We start from the raw sequence: 18,886 nt of genomic DNA, 5'->3' as shown, positions 1-18,886 counted from the left end.
AAAAATATTATATACCTTGTATTAAAAAAAAGATAAAATTATCATGAGAAAGGCATTATTGGTGATCTTCCTATTAAATATAGCATTGATAAGCAATGCTCAACGTAATTATTCTATAAGGGAGCACCGGGTAAGGCTGGGATTTCGGCTGGATCCAACCGTATCACTGCTGGTTCCACAGGAATCAGGAGTAGATAGAAATGCTGGTCGGTTAGGTATTAGTTTCGGTGTGATGGCCGATTTCCTGTTGGATGAGGCAGGGCATTATGCCTTTGCTACCGGTTTACAGATTACCACTGCGGGTAGCAAACTGAAATATGATGCGGGAAAAGGATTGGATGATTATAAGGCGAACCCTGCTGAATATAATATCAAAGCCACTTATATAGAAGTGCCTTTGGCACTGAAACTCAAGGCGGAAACAGCACCGGGGATGAGTATCTTTGGTCAGTTCGGTACTTATGTGAGTTTTCCGGTAAGAGGTCGTGCAGATGTAGTGAGTCTGACCCAGACGTATGACAAAGTGAATGTACTGAGAGACTTACAACCAGTGAACATTGGCTTACTGGTGGGTGCTGGTGTAGAATATCCATTGGGAGAGAATCTGACCGGATTGGTAGGATTGGATTACAGGAATGGGTTTATCGATGTGACGAGAAATGCTAAGTGGAATGATGGGAAGGTGAATATGAATAGCATAGCGTTGAAATTAGGATTATTCTTTTAGTGGTGATAGGCCGGCCGCAGGCCATTCGCACTGTTTCATAAATAAATTAACTCCTGTACAGCTCATGCATAGTAATGGGCGCTATCAGGTATCCGAATTAAACGAGCGTGTATCTTTCTTTTGATACACGCTCGTTTTTGTTATAAAATTCAGGAAATTTGTGTCAGTCCAACGCTATTACAGATGAAAATTATTCTGGCTCAACAAAACTATCACATAGGCAATTTCGAATGGAATACCCAGCAGATACTGAATGGGATCAAGACAGCCGAAGCGCAGGGCGCAGACCTCGTAGTCTTCTCTGAACTCTGTGTCAGTGGCTACCCTCCCAGAGATTTTCTGGAATTCGAAGACTTTATTCAACAATGCTATGCTGCTATTGACACCATCAAAGCGCATACTCAAAATATAGCCGTGCTGGTAGGTGGCCCTTGCCGTAACCCGGCAACAGAGGGCAAAGACCTCTTCAACGCGGCCTGGTTCCTGTACGAAGGCGAGGTAAAACAGATCATTCACAAGACCTTGTTGCCCACCTACGACGTATTCGACGAATACCGTTATTTCGAGCCATCCTTCTCCTGGAACGTTATTCCGTTCAAAGGAAAGAAACTCGCTGTCACCATTTGCGAAGATATCTGGAACCTGGGCAACAACCCGCTCTACCGTATCTGTCCTATGGATCAGCTCATGGAGCAACAGCCGGATGTGATGATCAACCTCTCCGCATCTCCGTTTGACTACGATCATGACGAAGATCGCAAAGAGATTATCCGCGCCAATGTACGCAAGTACAAACTGCCCATGTTCTACTGTAACACTGTAGGCTCTCAGACCGAAATCGTATTCGATGGTGGATCCCTCATCTTCGATGCACAGGGAAATATCGCTAAGGAATTCCCCTACTTCACAGAGGCCATCGACGGTTTGGAGCTGGAACCTTTGCAACTGGCTACGACTGCTCATCCCGTAAAACCATATGTGCCTGTAACGGAGTTGTTGTTCGAACACAACATAGATCGCATTTATGAAGCGATCTTACTGGGTATCAAAGATTACTTCCGGAAGATGGGCTTTAAAAAGGCCATCCTGGGTTCTTCCGGTGGCATTGACAGCGCAGTGGTCTTAGCCCTGGCAGTAGAGGCATTAGGTAAGGAAAATGTACGTGCAATCCTGATGCCGTCTCCTTATTCAACAGAGCATTCAGTAGATGATGCCGTGGCTTTATCTAAGAATTTAGATAACCCATACGACATCATTCGCATCAATGATATTTACGAAACCTTCCTGCAAACCCTGAACCCTTACTTCCAGGGGCTGCCATTCAATGTAGCGGAAGAGAACACGCAATCCCGTATTCGTGGAAATCTCCTGATGGGGTTGTCGAATAAATTCGGTTATATCCTGTTGAACACTTCTAATAAGAGTGAGTTATCCACAGGTTATGGCACCCTGTATGGTGATATGGCCGGTGGCCTGTCAGTATTGGGTGATGTATACAAAATGCAGGTGTATGCACTGGCCAGGTACATCAACAGGAATAGCGGGATCATCCCTCAGAATATTATTGACAAAGCCCCTTCAGCAGAGTTGCGTCCAAACCAGAAGGATAGCGATAGTTTGCCTGATTATGCAGTATTGGACAAAATACTCTATCAATACATAGAGCGCAGACAAGGGCCAAAAGAGATCATCGCACAGGGGTTTGATGCTGCACTGGTAGCGCGTACGCTTAAAATGGTGAATAATAATGAGTATAAGAGGAACCAGTTCTGTCCTATTGTCAGGGTGTCGTCGAAGGCATTTGGAGTAGGTAGAAGGGTACCGATAGTGGGGAAATACCTGAGTTAGTAGCCTGGCATTTAGGCCGGCCGCAGGCCCCGCAAAGTCAAAAAACCTCTTCTACCGAAGGTGGAAGAGGTTTTTTGATGCTTACTCCGCGGCAAGGCATGAAATATCTTTTATTATCTTTGGCAAAATTTAATTGATCGTACAATGTTACAAGTTCCGTTCATTCGTCAAAACAAAGAACTGGTATTGGAACGTCTGGCTTTGAAAAACTTCAAAGAAACCCAGATCGTTGATGAAGTACTGGCACTGGATGACAAGCGCAAAAAGCTGACGCTGGAATATGATGAAACCCAAGCCCAGGTTAACTCCGCTTCAAAAGAAATCGGTAAACTGATGGCTCAGGGTCAGAAAGATACTGCTGATCTGCGCAAATCGGAAGTAGCATCATTAAAAGAGAAATTACAGCCTATCAATGAAGAACTGATCGCTACTGAAAAGGCCCTGCACGATACATTGGTACAACTCCCTAACCTCCCTGCTGCCATCGTTCCTCCCGGCAAAACCCCGGAAGAAAACCTGGAAACAGGCAAAGGTGGTACCATCCCTTCTCTCTACGAAGGTGCTGTACCTCACTGGGACCTGGTTAAAAAATACGACCTCATCGACTTTGAACTCGGTAATAAGATCACTGGTAGCGGTTTCCCTGTTTACAAAAACAAAGGTGCCCGTTTACAGCGTGCTATGATCCAATATTTCCTGGATTATAACATCAGCAAGGGGTATACCGAATACCAGGTGCCGCATATGGTCAACGAAGCTTCTGCGTATGGTACCGGTCAGTTGCCAGACAAAGAAGGTCAGATGTACCACATTGGCGAAGATGGGTTCTACATGATCCCAACGGCCGAAGTACCACTTACCAACATCTACCGCGATGAGATCCTGAAAGATACAGATCTGCCTGTGCGCATGACAGGTTATACACCTTGTTTCCGTCGTGAAGCAGGTTCTTATGGTAAAGATGTACGTGGTCTGAACCGCCTGCATCAGTTTGACAAAGTAGAACTGGTACAGCTTGTGCACCCGGAGAAATCTTACGAAGTACTGGATGAAATGGTGGCACATGTAGAAGGGCTGATTCAATCCCTGAACCTGCCTTACCGCATTCTGCGCCTCTGTGGTGGCGATATGAGCTTTACCTCTGCCCTCACCTACGACTTCGAAGTATATAGCACTGCACAGCAAAAATGGCTGGAAGTAAGCTCTGTATCTAACTTCGAATCTTACCAGACTAACCGCGCAAAGATCCGTTTCAAAGATGGTGGTGGAAAACCTCAGCTGGTTCACTCCCTGAATGGTAGTTCCCTGGCACTGCCACGTATACTGGCTTGTATTCTGGAAAACAACCAGACTGCAGAAGGGATCGTGATTCCGGAAGTGCTGAGATCTTATTTTGGTAGCGACAAGATTGCATAACTAACAGGCCATTGGCCAAAATTCTATATAAAAAAGCTTCTGCCTTAGGCGAGGGCACTGAAAAAGTCCCAAGATGCTTAAATATTAAAGGGAGCAGCAAACGCAAGTTTACTGCTCCCTTTCAATTATCTTAGAGGTATCAGCAATATATCATAGCATGTTACCTCATCAACAGCAACTTCAGCTTAGTTCTTTTTCGAGTCTTTACGATCTTATAGTACCTAAAGACAATCTGCTCCGCCAGATTAACGAACTGATCGATTTTCAGTTTATTTATCAGGAACTGGTGAATAAGTATTGTTTGAATAATGGTCGCATGGCTGAAAGCCCGATCCGTATGTTCAAATACTTATTATTGAAAACGATCTATACTGCCTCAGACGTCGATATCGTTGAGCGTTCCCGTTATGATATGTCCTTCAAATACTTTCTTGATATGTCTCCCGAGGAAGCTGTTATCAACCCTAGTTCACTGACTAAATTTCGAAAGCTTCGCTTAAAAGACACAGACCTGTTAAATCTGCTGATTGGCAAAACTGTATCTATTGCTCTCGAAAAAGGAATTATTAAATCCAAATCGATCATTGTTGATGCCACCCATTCACTCTCCAGATCGAATCCTTATTCGGCCCTTGATGTGTTAAGAGAACGTTCAAAATTACTTCGCAAAGCAGTTTACGCCATAGATAAGGATATGAAGGGCTATCTGCCTGAGAAAAATACGTCGAATGATCTGCAGGATGAGCTGATTTATTGCAGAGAACTTGAGAGGCGTATTAGCTCAGAGCAGACTTTAAGTTCAATACCTGCGGTTAAAGAAAAGCTAAACCTGCTAAAGGAAACATTAGAGGATACGGAAGAAAACCACATACTCTCCACAGATCTGGACGCCAGGATCGGGCACAAATCTGCGGATAGTTCATTCTTTGGCTATAAGACACATCTTGCCATGACAGAAGAGCGTATCATAACCGCGGCGGTAGTCACATCAGGAGAAAAAGGTGATGGCCCGGAGTTGCCCAAACTTTTGGAGATCAGCCAGAACAATGGGATTGAAGTTGATACGATTATCGGTGATTCCGCATATTCGGGCAAAGAAAACCTTAAATTAAAAGATAACCAGGGTCAGAATATACAAGTGGTAGCAAAGCTGAACCCTTCCATTACCCAGGGCTTTAGAAAGGATGAGGATAAGTTTGATTATAATAAGGATGCCGATATGTTCGTTTGTCCGGCCGGTCATATGGCGATTAAAAAAGTCCGTAATGGCAGGAAGGATGTAGGTACTAATCAGGTAGATACCTATTTTTTTGACATTGAAAAATGTAAGATCTGCGCGCTGAAGGACAATTGTTATAAGCCTGAAGCAAAGACTAAAAGCTATTCTGTATCCATACAATCAAACTTACACCAGCAACAAATGATTTTTCAAGAAAGTGAATATTATAAAGAAAAGGCCAGACAGCGATATAAGATCGAGGCAAAAAACAGTGAGTTAAAGAATGTACATGGCTATAATCGGGCAATATCCTATGGGATTGATAGCATGCAAATGCAAGGTGCATTGGCGATCTTCACGGTAAATCTGAAAAGAATTATCAAACTAAACCTCTAAAAGACGAAAGTTGGTGAAAACTGCCCGGAGAACTTTGGATTTTACCAATCATGCGCAACAAATCATCATATAAGCCCAATAACGAGTTCTTGTACAAAAAAAACGATCAGGTAAAAACGTGTTCTACCTGATCATTTTTTAAGAGATCCCTCATAAAAGGGCAACTTCTTCAGTGCCCTCGCCTTAGGCAGAGGCTTTTTTATTTTCAGGCCCCTTTGAATTCTTATTACATTTGTACCTCATATGCAGCATTTCCTTCCCAATGGTCAAATCCTGGAACTCCGCCAGGCCGTACCGGACGATGCGCCGGTGCTCCTATCCTATTTCCGCCAGTTAATCAGCGAAACAGATTTCCTGCTTTATACCCGCGAGGAAGCAGCTTCCTGGAGGGTGGAAGATGAAAGAGATTTTATCCTCTCTTTTTCCAGAGATGCCAAAGACCTGCTGTTATTAGCCTTCGCCGGCAAGCACCCGATAGGTACCCTCTCCATTCGGCAGAACACCTTTTCGAAAGAAGCTCACCTCTGTAATCTGGGTATCGGCGTTCTCCACAGCTACTGGAACATGGGCATAGGAAGGAGAATGATGACTGCTGCCACACGGTGGGCAGAACAACATCCGCAATTGGAAATCATTCAGTTGAGCGTACTCGCAAATAATGAAAGAGCGATTCAGTTATACCGTAACTTTGGCTTTATGGAATATGGTCGCATGCCTAAAGGCGTTCGCCAGCCAGACGGAACTTATGTGGATAATATCCTGATGTCGAAAAGAGTAAAGCCATTGTAACATGCGGTATGACAGACATTTGAAACTGGAAGGATTTGGTCCTGCCAAACAAGCGTTGTTGCACAACGCTGCTATTTTAGTGATCGGTGCAGGTGGATTAGGTGTACCTGTATTGCAATACCTAACGGCCATGGGTGTAGGGAAGATCGGTATTGTAGAACACGATACGATCTCTATTACCAACCTGCAAAGACAGGTTTTATACCACACCGCAGAACAAGGCCAGTCCAAGCTCTTCACGGCTATCAAACGTTTACAGCAACTCAATCCTGAAGTTGAATTCATACCACACGATACCTGGTTGTCACCAGGTAATGCGTTGTCAATTTTTGCATCGTACGATGTGATCATCGACTGCTCTGACAACTTCGGTACACGCTATCTTGTGAACGATGCCTGTGTGCTATTGAACAAACCATTTGTATACGGCGCTATTCATAAATATGAAGGACAGGTAAGTGTATTCAACTATAAAGAAAGCGCTACCTATCGTTGTCTTTTCCCTGAACCACCAGCACCAGGTACGATGCAGAATTGCAGTGATATCGGTGTATTAGGTGTATTACCAGGCATCATCGGTACGTATCAGGCCAATGAAGCCGTCAAGATTATTTGTGGCATAGGAGAACCATTGAGTAACCAGTTACTGACCATCGATACACTCAACAATATTCACCAGGTATTTCAATTCAAACCTGTCAGACAACCTATTACTACACTCATGGAAGAATACGATATCCCCTGCGATACAGGTGGTGTACAACACCTCAGCGTACAGCAATTACACCAATGGCTGGAAGAAGGAAAACAGGTACAACTGATCGATGTAAGAGAACCTGATGAATGGGAAATATGTAAACTGCCGCAAGCAGTTTTTATACCTATGCGTATGGTAGGCGGTGTGCTTCCACAACTGAGAAAAGACGTTCCTATAGCTGTACTATGCCACCATGGTATGAGAAGTATGATGATTGCACAACAACTGGATGCTGCCGGCTTTCCTAAAGTATATAATGTAACAGGTGGTATACATGCCTGGGCTTATGAAATAGACGACAATATGAACACTTATTAATAAAAAACGAGCCGGTATCTGATTTTGATACCGGCTCGTTTTTTATTTTAAATACTAACCGCTTTTTTTTGAAGGGGCTTTTTATTTGAAAATGGTTTTCATTCCCCGTTGGAGAATACCCTCTTTCATGAAGGTTTTATTTTAAATACTAACTGCCTTTTGTTGAAGGGGCTTTTTATTTGAAAATGGTTTTCATTCCCCGTTGGAGAATACCCTCTTTCATAAAGGTTTTATTTTAAATACTAACTGCCTTTTGTTGTAGAGGCTTTTTGACCACAGGTTTCTTCGATTTTTTTCCCCACCAGATCAGGAATCCCGTTACCGGTAGTGATGCAGCTATCAACGCGCAGATAAATGCGAGTATCTTGGTCGGCCAGCCAAATAATCCTCCTGTGTGAATAGGATAGACTATTCTTCTTGCCTGCGTACCTTTTGTATCATTTGCAAATAACTTATCACCTACAAATGCACCACTTCCTGCCTGGAAATAAAGTACGTCTACAATGTGCGTGGTGATCCTGTCTGTATTCTCTTTTCCCACACTCACTGCCTGATCTTTCTTTTCCGGGAAACGGATATTTACAATACCATTATAAGTGAGTCGTTGGTTTGTTTCTGTGAATATTTTGTCCAGCCATGCAATGTCATTGGCCTTTTCCGGCTTGCTCACAGGCGCTTCTATCTTTTGTTGTGGCTTGCCATCAAATGCATAGAACAACAGGTTATTCACCCATTTATAACTCCACACCAACCCTGTCAGTGCAGTGATGAAAATAACTATGTGAATATAAAACCCAAATACGGCATGCAGGTCCCAGTTCAATCGCTTGAAGCTGGCATTCCACTTCACTTTCATTCGTTGCTTGCGGGTATTCTTTTTGGGCCACCAGAGGATCAATCCACTGATGATGATCAGTGCAAACATGCTACAGGAAATACCTGTGATCAGTTTACCTGCTTCTCCCATACACAGGTGTCTGTGCAGGTTCTTCACCACCACAAAGAATCGCTTATCCTGCGTACCTGTATAAATAATTTTTCCGCTATAAGGATTTGTTACCACCATCAGCAGCTTCCCTTTCTCTTTCCCCTTTTTCAGGTAAAAAGTGACGGTGCTGTTTGCTTCAGGTTGAATTTCAATATTATTCGGTTTATAATCCGGGTATTTATCGTGTACCATCGCTGCCAGTATGTCCAGCGACATTCTTTCGGCACCTGAGGGGGACTGTACATTAAAAAGAGAGGGTTGAAAAAGGTGTTCCAGTTCGTCTTCAAACACTAACAGGCTGCCACTGAGTGCAACCACAATAACCACCAGCCCTGAGGCAAGCCCCAGCCAGAGATGTAACCAGCCTATTAACTTCTTCATTATCAGATACCTGTGGGGAAAGCGACCATCAGATTGCCCACAAATTACAGCAGGAGAAGACCATTAGTAGCTCAAATCGGGAAAATATCTTTATCTAATTGGGATAATATCTATACCAGTAAGGAATAATATCTTTATCTGTAAGGGATAATACCTTTATCTATAAGGGATAATATCTACACCTATAAGGAATAATACCTTTATCTATAAGGGATAAACATCTATACCTGTAAGGCATAACATCCTTACCCTCCAATCACAGACATACTATCCCAATGTTGGTTCTGGCGCTCCGCCTCAAACCCATTCTCCGCTCTGTGCCCAAGTGCATGCCGAATCTCATGTAACATCAATTCACTGCCGGCTCCGCTACGGAGTAAATCTCTTACATTCAGTACATCACCTCCATACAGACAGGTTTTCAACCCACCCGTAGGTGTAATGCGAAGTCGGTTGCAAGTACCACAAAAGGTACGGCTATAAGCAGGGATTACGCCTATTTGCCCTTGATAACCAGGTATTTGGTAGTTAATACTTGTCGCCTGTGGCTGGATTGGCAATTTCTCCAAAGAATAGTATTCCTGCAAAGCATCCAGGATGCGCAGGTAATGCCATTGATTCCCTGAAAAAGCATGTCCCTGTCCATTGAATGGCATTTCTTCAATAAACCGCACAGACAGCGGCATTTGTTTCGTCAGTTCTGCAAAGGCTTGTAGCTCATCTGTATTCACCCCATCCATGATCACGACATTCAGTTTTACCTGCATATCATGTTCCAACAAACTGTTCAACGTCTGCATCACAGCAGGAAACTGATCCCTCCTCGTGATTTGCTGAAAACGGTCTCTTTGCAAAGTATCCAGGCTCAGGTTGATTTTCCGGATACCTATCTCTTTTAGTTGGGGAATATAAGGTTGGGTCAACACCCCATTGGTCGTAATAGAAATCTCGGGAATGAGTGTTTTTAATGACGCTAACAATGGCAGCAGGTCTTTCCGCAGGAAAGGCTCTCCCCCCGTAATCCGTAACTTATCAATCCCCGCTGCTGCCAATGGACGCATCAGGGTCAGGATCTCCTCATTGGTGAGTAGTTCCCGCCTTTGCAAAAACTGCATCTGCTCCGGCATACAATAGGTACATCGCAGGTTACAGCGATCAGTCACTGCCAGCCTGATGTAATTGATAATACGGTTATGTGCGTCTGTCAACATAATTTAGCAACTCTGCGCAGGATTCTCGAAAGCCTGGCTTTCATCCTCATCTCTTTCGGTCAGACATTTAAAATCTTTTTCTATAAGCAGGTGTAGTACAGAGCCATCAGCATTTGGCAACTCATGCTTAAAACCTACCTGCTCAGTGGTGATCCACCCGGATACCTGTGTTACAGGCAAAAACAATTGCACCCCATTTGCATTCAGGGCAATGGCCGGCGCTTCCCCTTTTGCATGTATAGAAAATTGCAGGGTACCGGCGCCAATCGTAGTGATCTCTTCTACCTGCTGCGTTTCCTGCAGTGTAGCAATATCTTGTTTATCCAACCGGTAGCGGATACTGTTCCCGCGAATTCTTATTTTCATGTATGTAAATTACTACATTATCGTAGCTTTATCTATAACTATGCGTGTGTTATTATTTGGTATTGCAAAAGATATTGCCGGGGCAGGGGCTATCACCACTACAGGCGTTGCTGACGTAGCAACACTGAAAGAATGGTTGTATGCACAATATCCTTCGCTGCGTGAATTACGCTCCTTGATGATAGCTGTGAATAAAGTATATGCAAATGATGAACAACCATTATTACCCGGCGATGAGATTGCTGTAATACCTCCCGTAAGTGGCGGCTGAAAAATGTCAATATGAACTTCCTTGTACACATAGCACCTGATATAAATGTGCAGCAGGCACTGGACTTTGTGGAATCACCGGATTGCGGTGGTGTAGTGCTGTTTGTGGGTAATGTGCGGAATGAAACACAAGGGAAGAAAGTCGTGAAATTATTCTTTGAGTGCTATGAGCCGATGGCTATTTCTGAAATGGAAAAGATTGCAGAGTATACTATCTCAGCATTTGGCATTCACCGCATCGCCATCCTCCACATCACAGGTGAAAAAACTCCCGGCGAAACGGTCGTAGTCATTGCTGCTGCGGCTCCTCACAGGGCCGTTGCTTTTGAAGCCTGTCAATACGCCATCGATACATTAAAACAAACAGTACCTATCTGGAAAAAAGAATTCTTCGAAGATGGTGCTATCTGGGTAGCTGCGCATCCATAATAGCGCGCATGGCTTCTTCTCTTTCCGAAGGTGTATTTGCATTAAACTGCTCTATGGCAAATGGATTTTCAATCAATGCGATCTCCGCTTTCAGCAATGTTTTGCGCGGACATCCTTTTTCAAGATCTAACCTTTTTAATCCTGCGGTCTCCCATATCGTCATCAATGGTTCCGGTGATTGTTTGAATGAACTGATAAAGGCAGTTGCTTCTTTGCTCATATCTCTTGATGCTATCAGCAATTCTAAACTCTGCGCACTGATCAACGGCAGATCGCACGCCAATACCAACCATGCGCTTTCCGGAAAAGCTGCATGTGCACTCAATATCCCGGTTGCCGGACCAGCATCACCTACACTATCAATAATGACAGGTAGCTCAGTCTCCAACACCTGATCTGCACGACAGGAAAGAAATACTTTCTCCGTCAGTGGCTTCAGCAACTGATACAAATATTGCCATTGCGGCAACCCATGATAATCCAGCTGGCTCTTATCCTGCTGCATGCGCAGGCTTCGCCCGCCACATAATATCAATCCATATAAACCTGACATCAGAAATCTCTTTTACCACCTGTTTTACTGATCAATTTTGTTTGCCTGATCTCCATACCATGAGAGAAAGCTTTGCACATATCATAGATCGTCAATGCTGCAATGCTTGCACCCGTCAGTGCTTCCATCTCCACACCTGTTCTGCCGGTAGTTTTGATCGTACATCTCACAACTGCTTCCTCTCCTTCCAAAGTGATATCTACCTTACAACCTTCGAGCAATAAAGTATGACAAAGAGGTATCAGATCAGGCGTTTTTTTCGCCGCCATAATACCAGCTATGATCGCTGTCTGAAACACTGCACCTTTCTTTGTATGAATATCACTTCCACTGAATTGCTGCCGGATCACCTCTGGCAAAAAGACCCTGCTTTCTGCAACCGCAATTCTTTCCGTCACCATCTTGCCACTTACATCCACCATAGTAGGTTGATCTGCTGCATTCAGATGAGAAAAACCCTGTTTACTTGAATCATTGCTCATAATAGAATAAATTTACAAAGAAACCTGTTAACATATGCTAATGGATGTCATCGCTGCCTATGCTGCCGTCATGGGGATAGCCAGAGACTTCGGAATGGAACAGGTACCATTTACTTCCGCAACAGGAAGGGTACTGCGTGAACCCGTTTTATCTGATCGGGATTTCCCCCCTTATGACCGCGTAATGATGGATGGGATCGCCATCAACTTTGAAGCCTATTCCAAAGGACAAATTGTATTTGGCGTAGAAGACATGCAGGCCGCAGGTATGCCCAGAAAGCAACTCGGTAGCATGGCTGATTGTTTGGAAGTCATGACCGGCGCTATTTTGCCGGAACTGACAGATACTGTGATCCAGTACGAACACCTGGAAGCGTCGGAACACGATGGCTTCCGTCGTTTTACTATCAAAGCGGGTGTAGCACAAGGGCAACACATTCACCGTCAGGGTGCCGATGCTGCTGCTGGTCAGGTATTGATCGCTGCAGGTACCCGTATTACAGCTGCAGAAACAGGTGTACTGGCGTCTGTCGGTAAAACAATGGTAAGTGTGAGCCGCTTACCCAACGTCGCCATTATCACTACCGGTGATGAACTGGTACCTGTATCAGAAACCCCTGATATACACCAGGTACGTACTTCCAACTCTTATACACTTGCTGCTGCACTACATACAGAACTGGGTATCCATGCCACCTGTTATCATGTCAATGACGATATACCCGCTATACAACAATTATTAGGATCATTATTAAATCATGATGTATTGATCTGTACGGGAGCTGTCTCTGCTGGTAAATACGATCACCTGCCACAGGTGTTGGAAGAGCTGGGTATGCAGCAGGTATTTCATAAAGTACAACAGCGCCCCGGCAAACCATTCCTGTTTGGATACTTTGAAAATGGCCCTGTGGTTTTTGCATTGCCAGGCAATCCGGTATCCGGGTTCATGTGTTGTTATCGTTATGTTTTGCCTTGGTTAAAGGCTTCTTTACAAATTACAGCGGGGCCTGAACCATACGCTGTATTGGGTACAGATGTACATTTCAAGCCACCATTGACCTATTTCATGCCTGTTCGTTTGCACCCCGTAGCGGGTGGCCAGTTCATCGCTTTGCCACCACCCTATCATGGTTCCGGAGATTTGGCAGCTTTATTGCAGGCAGATGGGTTTCTGGAATTGCCATCAGAAAAAGAAAACTTTGAGAAAGGCAGTAGTTATCCAGTGTGGAGATTCAGATCCTGATCTAAAAATAAAATTATGGTCCCTGAAAAATTGCAGATGCAGCACCTCGCATGGAGGGCTGGCTTTGGAGAACGCTATCCTGTTATAGCTGATTGGACCCACAAGCGCCGTAAACAAATTGTAAGCAAGATCCTTATTGGTCCTGCTAAAGATGAGACGACTCCCATCAGGATCATTGACCAGTCCGACCTGCCTGATTACAGGAAGAAAAAAGATCTGGATGCTGATACCCGAAAGATGGTGCAGCAAATGAATACGCAAGGTATCAAAGACCTGAATGTATCGTGGGTAGATGAAATGGTGCGCAGTACACATCCATTAAGAGAAAAAATGGCCCTCTTCTGGCATGGGCATTTTGCCTGTCGCACACAGAATGTATTGTTCAACCAGCAATTGCTGAATGTGATCAGAGTCAATGCCCTGGGCAATTTTGGAGACTTACTCACCGCTGTCTCCAAAACGCCTGCTATGCTACAGTTCCTGAATAATCAACAAAACAAAAAAGCACATCCCAATGAAAACTTCGCACGTGAAGTGATGGAACTATTCACCATGGGGCGTGGTAACTATACTGAACAGGATGTGAAAGAATCAGCCAGAGCCTTCACGGGATGGGCTTTTGATGATGATGGTAATTTTGTGTTCAGAGAAAAGACGCATGATGAAGGTGTGAAAAATATCCTTGGCAAAGAAGGGAATTTCAATGGTGATGATGTGTTAAAAATTCTCTTAGAGAAAAAAGCGACTGCACAATTCATCACCGCGAAAGTCTATAAATTCTTTGTAGATGAAGAAACACCTGATCCTGAAAAGATCAATACCCTCGCAGATAAATTTTATAATTCTGGTTACGACATCAAAGAACTGATGCGCAACATCTTCATGGCAGACTGGTTTTACGATAGTAAATTGATCGGTAACCATATCAAATCACCCATTGAATTGTTGGTGGGTTTTCGTAGAACGATCCCTGTCGATTTTGACAGAGAAGAAGTGATGATCTCCTTTCAGCAGGTATTGGGTCAGACTTTATTTTACCCGCCAAACGTAGCCGGATGGCCCGGTGGTCGTAACTGGATAGATAGTTCCAGCTTAATGTATCGCATGCAATTACCATCTATGATTCTCTATGAAAAAGATTTCAATATCCAGCCAAAAGAGATCACGCCAGAAATGGGGATGGGAAGTTACAAAGCCACACAGCAGGTAAATGAGGCAGCGAAAAAACAATATGCCCGAAAGATCAAAGGCATTATTCACTGGGATGATTACATGGGAGATTACAAAGATGTAAATCGCGAAGACCTGGCTACCACCATTGCTGATACGCTCTTGCAAAATAGTAAGAACGTAAGCAAAAAAATCCTGGAAAACTACGCAGACGTTACATCCAGAGAACAATTTATAAAGACAGTCACTATCGCTGTGATGAGTACACCCGAATATCAATTGTGTTAAAACTTATTGTATGCTAATATTGAACAGACGTCGTTTTTTACAAGCGGGCTCGTTGGCATCAGCATCTTTGTTCATACCGAAGTTCCTGAAAGCATTGGAAAACTCAACACATGCCATGGTGCCGCCGGGCAATAAGGTACTTGTCATTATCCAGTTGTCAGGGGGTAATGATGGGTTAAATACCGTAATTCCCTATCGCAATGATATTTATTATAAACTCCGGCCCAGCTTAGGTATACAAAGAGAAAAGGCTTTGTCCCTCACAGATGAAACAGGACTACATCCTGCTATGGTAGGTATGAAAGCACTGTATGATGATGGGGGTATGGGCATCCTGCAAAATGTAGGTTATCCCAATCCGGATCGTTCGCATTTCCGCTCTATGGATATCTGGCAATCCGCCAGCAACGCTACTGACTACTGGGGCAATGGTTGGGTAGGCCGCTATCTCGATGCACAATGTAAAGATTGTGATAAACCAGTGCAGGCACTGGAAATCGACGATACATTGAGCCTTGCCATGAAAGGCGAATTCCAGAAAGGATTAGCATTCAATGATCCGGGTAGATTAAGTAGTGGTATCAATGCAGGATTGTACAATGATTTAATGCATCAGCATCGTGATGAAGAACCTAATGTGGATTATCTGTACAAAACACTGGGCGCTACCTTATCATCTGCCAACTACATTCAAAAGCAATTTAAAACATACGAGACCAAAGAAGATTATCCTTCCACCCATTTAGGTAAGAGCCTGCGTACCATTTCAAAGCTGATCATGTCCGACATCAGTACCAAAGTATATTATGTATCTCATGGTAGTTTTGATACACACGTAAATCAACAGGCACAGCAACAGAACCTCTTCAAACAACTGGACGATGCAGTGACAGTATTTACAAGAGACCTGAAGAACAATAACCGTTTTCAGGATGTGGTGGTCATGACCTTCTCTGAATTTGGCCGAAGAGTGGAGCAGAACGCCAGCAATGGTACTGACCATGGCACTGCGAATAACATGTTCCTGATAGGTGGTGGATTAAAGCAACAGGGTTTATTGAACGATGGTCCTGATCTGATGAATCTGAAGGACGGAGACCTGCAGTACAAAGTTGATTTCAAGCGTGTATATGCCACGCTGCTCAACAAATGGTTGGGAGCAGATGACAAGACGATCTTAAAACATAACTACGATCATTTAACTTTTATTTAGAGTGTATCTCTTTTGAATACAACCCTCAGGAACCCTTTTACCAAAGGTTTGGGAGAGATAGTGCCGGTGGTATCTACGAGTTCACCATCAAAGGAACCTTCGATGAGTGTATCTATTACTTTGGTAATATGCAGGTTCAGCGTACCGTAATTGAAATTCGCCTGCAGGTTATAATCGAGACCTGCAAATCCTAGTTGAAAAGCATTGCCATAGATGGTAGAAGAATAGTCACCGGTTTGAATATTTTCGGTTTCAGAAATCAAAGAGAATTGAACCGTTTCATCATGATTGCCGGTAGCGAGAATGTTTAGAACAGGATAATCATTAATAGCGTCGTTATCTGTAAGATTAGCGGGAGTGAGCACAGCAGTTGGGTCTTCAGCCAGTACGATCAGGCTGTCTACCTGGAAGGATGTAAATTTTCTGATGGGTTCGTTGTCATCGTGCTTGCAGGCGCTAATCAGTAACAGGATTCCGGCTAGAGCAATTAATTGGCGCATGAGATTTTGGGTTTTATATAGCTAACGAAAATGTAAGACGTTAATTGTCAATCGATAATTAAAAGTAAACAAAAAAGCGTTTTTGACCATCGGCCAAAAACGCTTTTTTCTGAAAATGGTTTTCATCCCCCGTTGGAGAATGCCCTCTTTCATGAATGTTTTTTAAAAGAGGTATTGCTATTAAGCGCCTGCTTCTTTATTTCTTGTAGCGATGCGATACAGCACCCATCCCATGAATGCAAATCCTAATACACCGAGTATATAATACCCTTCTTCGCCCAATGCACCAGAGAGTGCATTTTCCATATTCATCGCATCCAGTGCACCTGCTGTGCTATTGAAGCCCGCCATAATCGCAATGATCACACCAGCTACCGCACCACCAGCTACCAGGCCGGTTGCAAACAGATTACCTTTACCCAGCTCTTCTTCTTCAGCAGAAACCGTCACATTCTTTTTCTTGTTTTTCATATCTACCACACCACGAATAGCGCCACCAATCGCAATTGGTAAAGTCGTAGATAATGGCAGATAAGCACCTACTGCAAATGACAGTGATTTAATACCACACAGCTCCATTACGATAGAGAGGAATACGCCTACCAGTACAAACTGCCAGTCAAGGTTTTTAGAGAGAATGCCTTTTGCCAACGTTGCCATCAGTGTACCCTGTGGGGCAGGGAAATAAGTACTGCCAATTGCGTGGTCAGTTACGCCATTCGCAATCATTACAGCAGTAGGTTTATCGAGGAATTTCACTGTCAGACCAATTACGATAGATGATACGATCGCACCAATAAACAGTGACAACTGCTGGTACATAGGAGTAGCACCCACGATATAACCAGACTTCAGATCCTGCGATGTACCACCTGCATTCGCAGCAGCGATACAGATCATACCACCTACTACCAGTGCCATTGGCTCATATACTTTACCGCTCCAACCCACAGCAATAAATACCAGGCAGGTACCCATCAGTGTAGCGATAGTCATACCTGAAATAGGGTTGTTGGAAGAACCAATTAAACCTACTATACGGCTGGATACAGTTACGAAGAATGCACCGAATATTACCACCAGCAAACCTACCAGCAGTTTCTGACCAATAGACTGACCTGGCAACTGAGGCAGGAACGCCATCAGGATGATCAGGCCAATGCTACCAAACAATACCAGTTTTACATTCAGGTCTTTTTCCGTACGTGGTACAGCAACATTTGCAGCACCTGCACCTTCACCTTTCTTCAGGGAACCAAGGCTACCTTTGAAAGAAGAAATGATGGTAGGAATGGTTTTGATCAGCGTGATGAAACCACCTGCTGCTACGGCGCCAGCGCCTATCTGACGTACATAGGCAAAGTAGATAGCGGCAGAGTAATCCGTAAAAGTATGTGTAGCAGGATTCCAGTTACCTTTACCCCCAGGCGTAGCCAGGTTAGCGAGGTAACCCAGTTTTACCAGTTGTGTAGCAATCAGGTCACCGGGCAGTAAACTGGCCAGCAAAGGTATCAATACCAACCAGGACAATACACCACCCGCTACCAGTACACCGGCAATGCGGGGCCCAATGATATAACCAACACCCAGGTATTCAGGGGTGATGTCAGCACTTATTTTAGCAGAAGGGAAGAATTTGTTGACCTGTTTGGTCATATAGGCAGGTGTTTCCGAAATCACGTGAAATACCTTTTGGAACACGGCATATACTACTGCAAAGCCCAGACCATAGAAAGCTGTTTTGGCAAAGTCACCACCTTTTTCACCGGCTATCAGTACATCGCCACAGGCAGTACCTTCAGGGTAAGGCAGGGTGTCATGTTCTTTTACAATCAGTGACCGGCGCAGGGGAATCATCATCAATGTACCCAGGATACCACCAAAGATGGCAAGGATGAGGATCGTGATGTAATTAAAATACTGATCACCATTGTGGTCAGACAGGAAGAGGAAACCAGGTAACGTAAATACCACACCCGCAGCAATAGATTCACCTGCTGAACCTGTAGTCTGAATAATGTTGTTTTCCAGAATCGTGGTCTTAAAGAATCTCCGGCCGAGTGTAATGGCAATCACTGCAATCGGGATAGACGCAGAAACCGTTAAACCCGCTTTCAGCGCAAGATACACCGTGGCGGCACCGAATATAATACCAAACATGCAGCCCAATAAAATGGACTTGACTGTAAATTCTTTCATCTTCACCTCGGGTGAGACAAAAGGTTTAAAATTATCTGCCATAGTTGTTGTTGGTGGGTATAGTTAGATTTTGTTTGGGAGGCAATATAAGACATATAGCCCTTTTACCCCTAAAAAAAT

General features: G+C 43.9%; 18 protein-coding genes. 11 read left to right on the top strand and 7 right to left on the bottom strand.

All coding sequences use genetic code 11. From position 1 onward, the window contains the following. Positions 1–43: 43 nt before the first annotated feature. From QQL36_RS05745 to QQL36_RS05720, 6 genes are all read left to right on the top strand, one after another. Positions 44–727 carry a porin family protein gene (locus QQL36_RS05745; protein ID WP_083724758.1) on the top strand — a complete coding sequence of 228 codons (684 nt, stop codon included), beginning with the start codon at positions 44–46 and terminating at the stop codon, positions 725–727. Positions 728–910: 183 nt separating this feature from the next. Continuing rightward, positions 911–2,575: an NAD+ synthase gene (locus QQL36_RS05740; RefSeq protein WP_321569262.1), complete on the top strand. Its 1,665-nt coding sequence runs from the start codon at positions 911–913 to the stop codon at positions 2,573–2,575. Between the two features lie 144 nt (positions 2,576–2,719). After that, positions 2,720–3,991 carry a serine--tRNA ligase gene (serS, locus tag QQL36_RS05735; RefSeq protein WP_083724762.1) on the top strand — a complete coding sequence of 424 codons (1,272 nt, stop codon included), beginning with the start codon at positions 2,720–2,722 and terminating at the stop codon, positions 3,989–3,991. A gap of 157 nt (positions 3,992–4,148) precedes the next feature. After that, a complete protein-coding gene (locus QQL36_RS05730; RefSeq protein WP_321568592.1) occupies positions 4,149–5,606 on the top strand; it encodes an IS1182 family transposase in 1,458 nt (485 codons plus the stop codon). Positions 5,607–5,849: 243 nt separating this feature from the next. Then, the gene (locus QQL36_RS05725) at positions 5,850–6,395 is read left to right on the top strand and encodes a GNAT family N-acetyltransferase (RefSeq protein ID WP_083724764.1); all 546 of its coding nucleotides are present in this window, start codon (positions 5,850–5,852) and stop codon (positions 6,393–6,395) included. Between the two features lies 1 nt (position 6,396). Beyond that, the gene (locus QQL36_RS05720; protein WP_321569261.1) at positions 6,397–7,470 is read left to right on the top strand and encodes a HesA/MoeB/ThiF family protein; all 1,074 of its coding nucleotides are present in this window, start codon (positions 6,397–6,399) and stop codon (positions 7,468–7,470) included. Positions 7,471–7,705: 235 nt separating this feature from the next. On the opposite strand, the gene QQL36_RS05715 is transcribed toward QQL36_RS05720, so the two are convergent. From QQL36_RS05715 to QQL36_RS05705, 3 genes are all read right to left on the bottom strand, one after another. Then, entirely contained in the window at positions 7,706–8,839 is a 1,134-nt protein-coding gene (locus tag QQL36_RS05715) for a PepSY-associated TM helix domain-containing protein (protein WP_321569260.1), read from the bottom strand. Positions 8,840–9,084: 245 nt separating this feature from the next. Further along, on the bottom strand, positions 9,085–10,050 hold the full coding sequence (moaA, locus tag QQL36_RS05710; RefSeq protein ID WP_083724770.1) for a GTP 3',8-cyclase MoaA: 966 nt from the start codon (positions 10,048–10,050) through the stop codon (positions 9,085–9,087). Positions 10,051–10,053: 3 nt separating this feature from the next. Then, the gene (locus QQL36_RS05705; RefSeq protein WP_083724772.1) at positions 10,054–10,416 is read right to left on the bottom strand and encodes a DUF7009 family protein; all 363 of its coding nucleotides are present in this window, start codon (positions 10,414–10,416) and stop codon (positions 10,054–10,056) included. Positions 10,417–10,456: 40 nt separating this feature from the next. Between QQL36_RS05705 and QQL36_RS05700 the strand changes: the two genes are divergently transcribed. Continuing rightward, positions 10,457–10,687, top strand: a complete 231-nt coding sequence (locus QQL36_RS05700) for a MoaD/ThiS family protein (protein ID WP_083724864.1) — start codon at positions 10,457–10,459, stop codon at positions 10,685–10,687. A gap of 11 nt (positions 10,688–10,698) precedes the next feature. Beyond that, a complete protein-coding gene (locus QQL36_RS05695; RefSeq protein WP_321569259.1) occupies positions 10,699–11,115 on the top strand; it encodes a molybdenum cofactor biosynthesis protein MoaE in 417 nt (138 codons plus the stop codon). Here the strand turns inward: QQL36_RS05695 and QQL36_RS05690 are convergent. Both QQL36_RS05690 and moaC read right to left on the bottom strand, forming a co-directional pair. After that, complete coding sequence (locus tag QQL36_RS05690; protein WP_235643849.1) at positions 11,090–11,668, bottom strand: NTP transferase domain-containing protein; 579 nt, start codon at positions 11,666–11,668, stop codon at positions 11,090–11,092. The genes QQL36_RS05695 and QQL36_RS05690 overlap by 26 nt on opposite strands. Next, entirely contained in the window at positions 11,668–12,150 is a 483-nt protein-coding gene (gene moaC / locus QQL36_RS05685; protein WP_083724778.1) for a cyclic pyranopterin monophosphate synthase MoaC, read from the bottom strand. The genes QQL36_RS05690 and moaC overlap by 1 nt, the downstream gene beginning before the upstream one ends. 40 nt (positions 12,151–12,190) lie before the next feature. Here moaC and QQL36_RS05680 point away from each other — a divergent pair, with 40 nt between their 5' ends. The 3 genes from QQL36_RS05680 to QQL36_RS05670 are packed head-to-tail and all read left to right on the top strand — an operon-like array spanning position 12,191 to position 16,067. Further along, complete coding sequence (locus QQL36_RS05680) at positions 12,191–13,396, top strand: molybdopterin molybdotransferase MoeA (RefSeq protein ID WP_321569258.1); 1,206 nt, start codon at positions 12,191–12,193, stop codon at positions 13,394–13,396. A 15-nt stretch (positions 13,397–13,411) separates the two neighbouring features. Then, positions 13,412–14,854 carry a DUF1800 domain-containing protein gene (locus QQL36_RS05675; RefSeq protein ID WP_321569257.1) on the top strand — a complete coding sequence of 481 codons (1,443 nt, stop codon included), beginning with the start codon at positions 13,412–13,414 and terminating at the stop codon, positions 14,852–14,854. 10 nt (positions 14,855–14,864) lie between these two features. Beyond that, the gene (locus tag QQL36_RS05670; RefSeq protein WP_321569256.1) at positions 14,865–16,067 is read left to right on the top strand and encodes a DUF1501 domain-containing protein; all 1,203 of its coding nucleotides are present in this window, start codon (positions 14,865–14,867) and stop codon (positions 16,065–16,067) included. On the opposite strand, the gene QQL36_RS05665 is transcribed toward QQL36_RS05670, so the two are convergent. Both QQL36_RS05665 and QQL36_RS05660 read right to left on the bottom strand, forming a co-directional pair. Then, entirely contained in the window at positions 16,064–16,567 is a 504-nt protein-coding gene (locus QQL36_RS05665; RefSeq protein ID WP_321569255.1) for a hypothetical protein, read from the bottom strand. The genes QQL36_RS05670 and QQL36_RS05665 overlap by 4 nt on opposite strands. A gap of 180 nt (positions 16,568–16,747) precedes the next feature. Continuing rightward, positions 16,748–18,766 carry an OPT family oligopeptide transporter gene (locus QQL36_RS05660; RefSeq protein WP_321570545.1) on the bottom strand — a complete coding sequence of 673 codons (2,019 nt, stop codon included), beginning with the start codon at positions 18,764–18,766 and terminating at the stop codon, positions 16,748–16,750. Positions 18,767–18,886 lie beyond the last annotated feature (120 nt).

This window comes from Chitinophaga sp. LS1, assembly GCF_034274695.1.
Classification (GTDB): domain Bacteria; phylum Bacteroidota; class Bacteroidia; order Chitinophagales; family Chitinophagaceae; genus Chitinophaga.
Note: the sequence above shows the minus strand (reverse complement) of the source record. Positions and strands in the feature narration are given on the sequence as shown.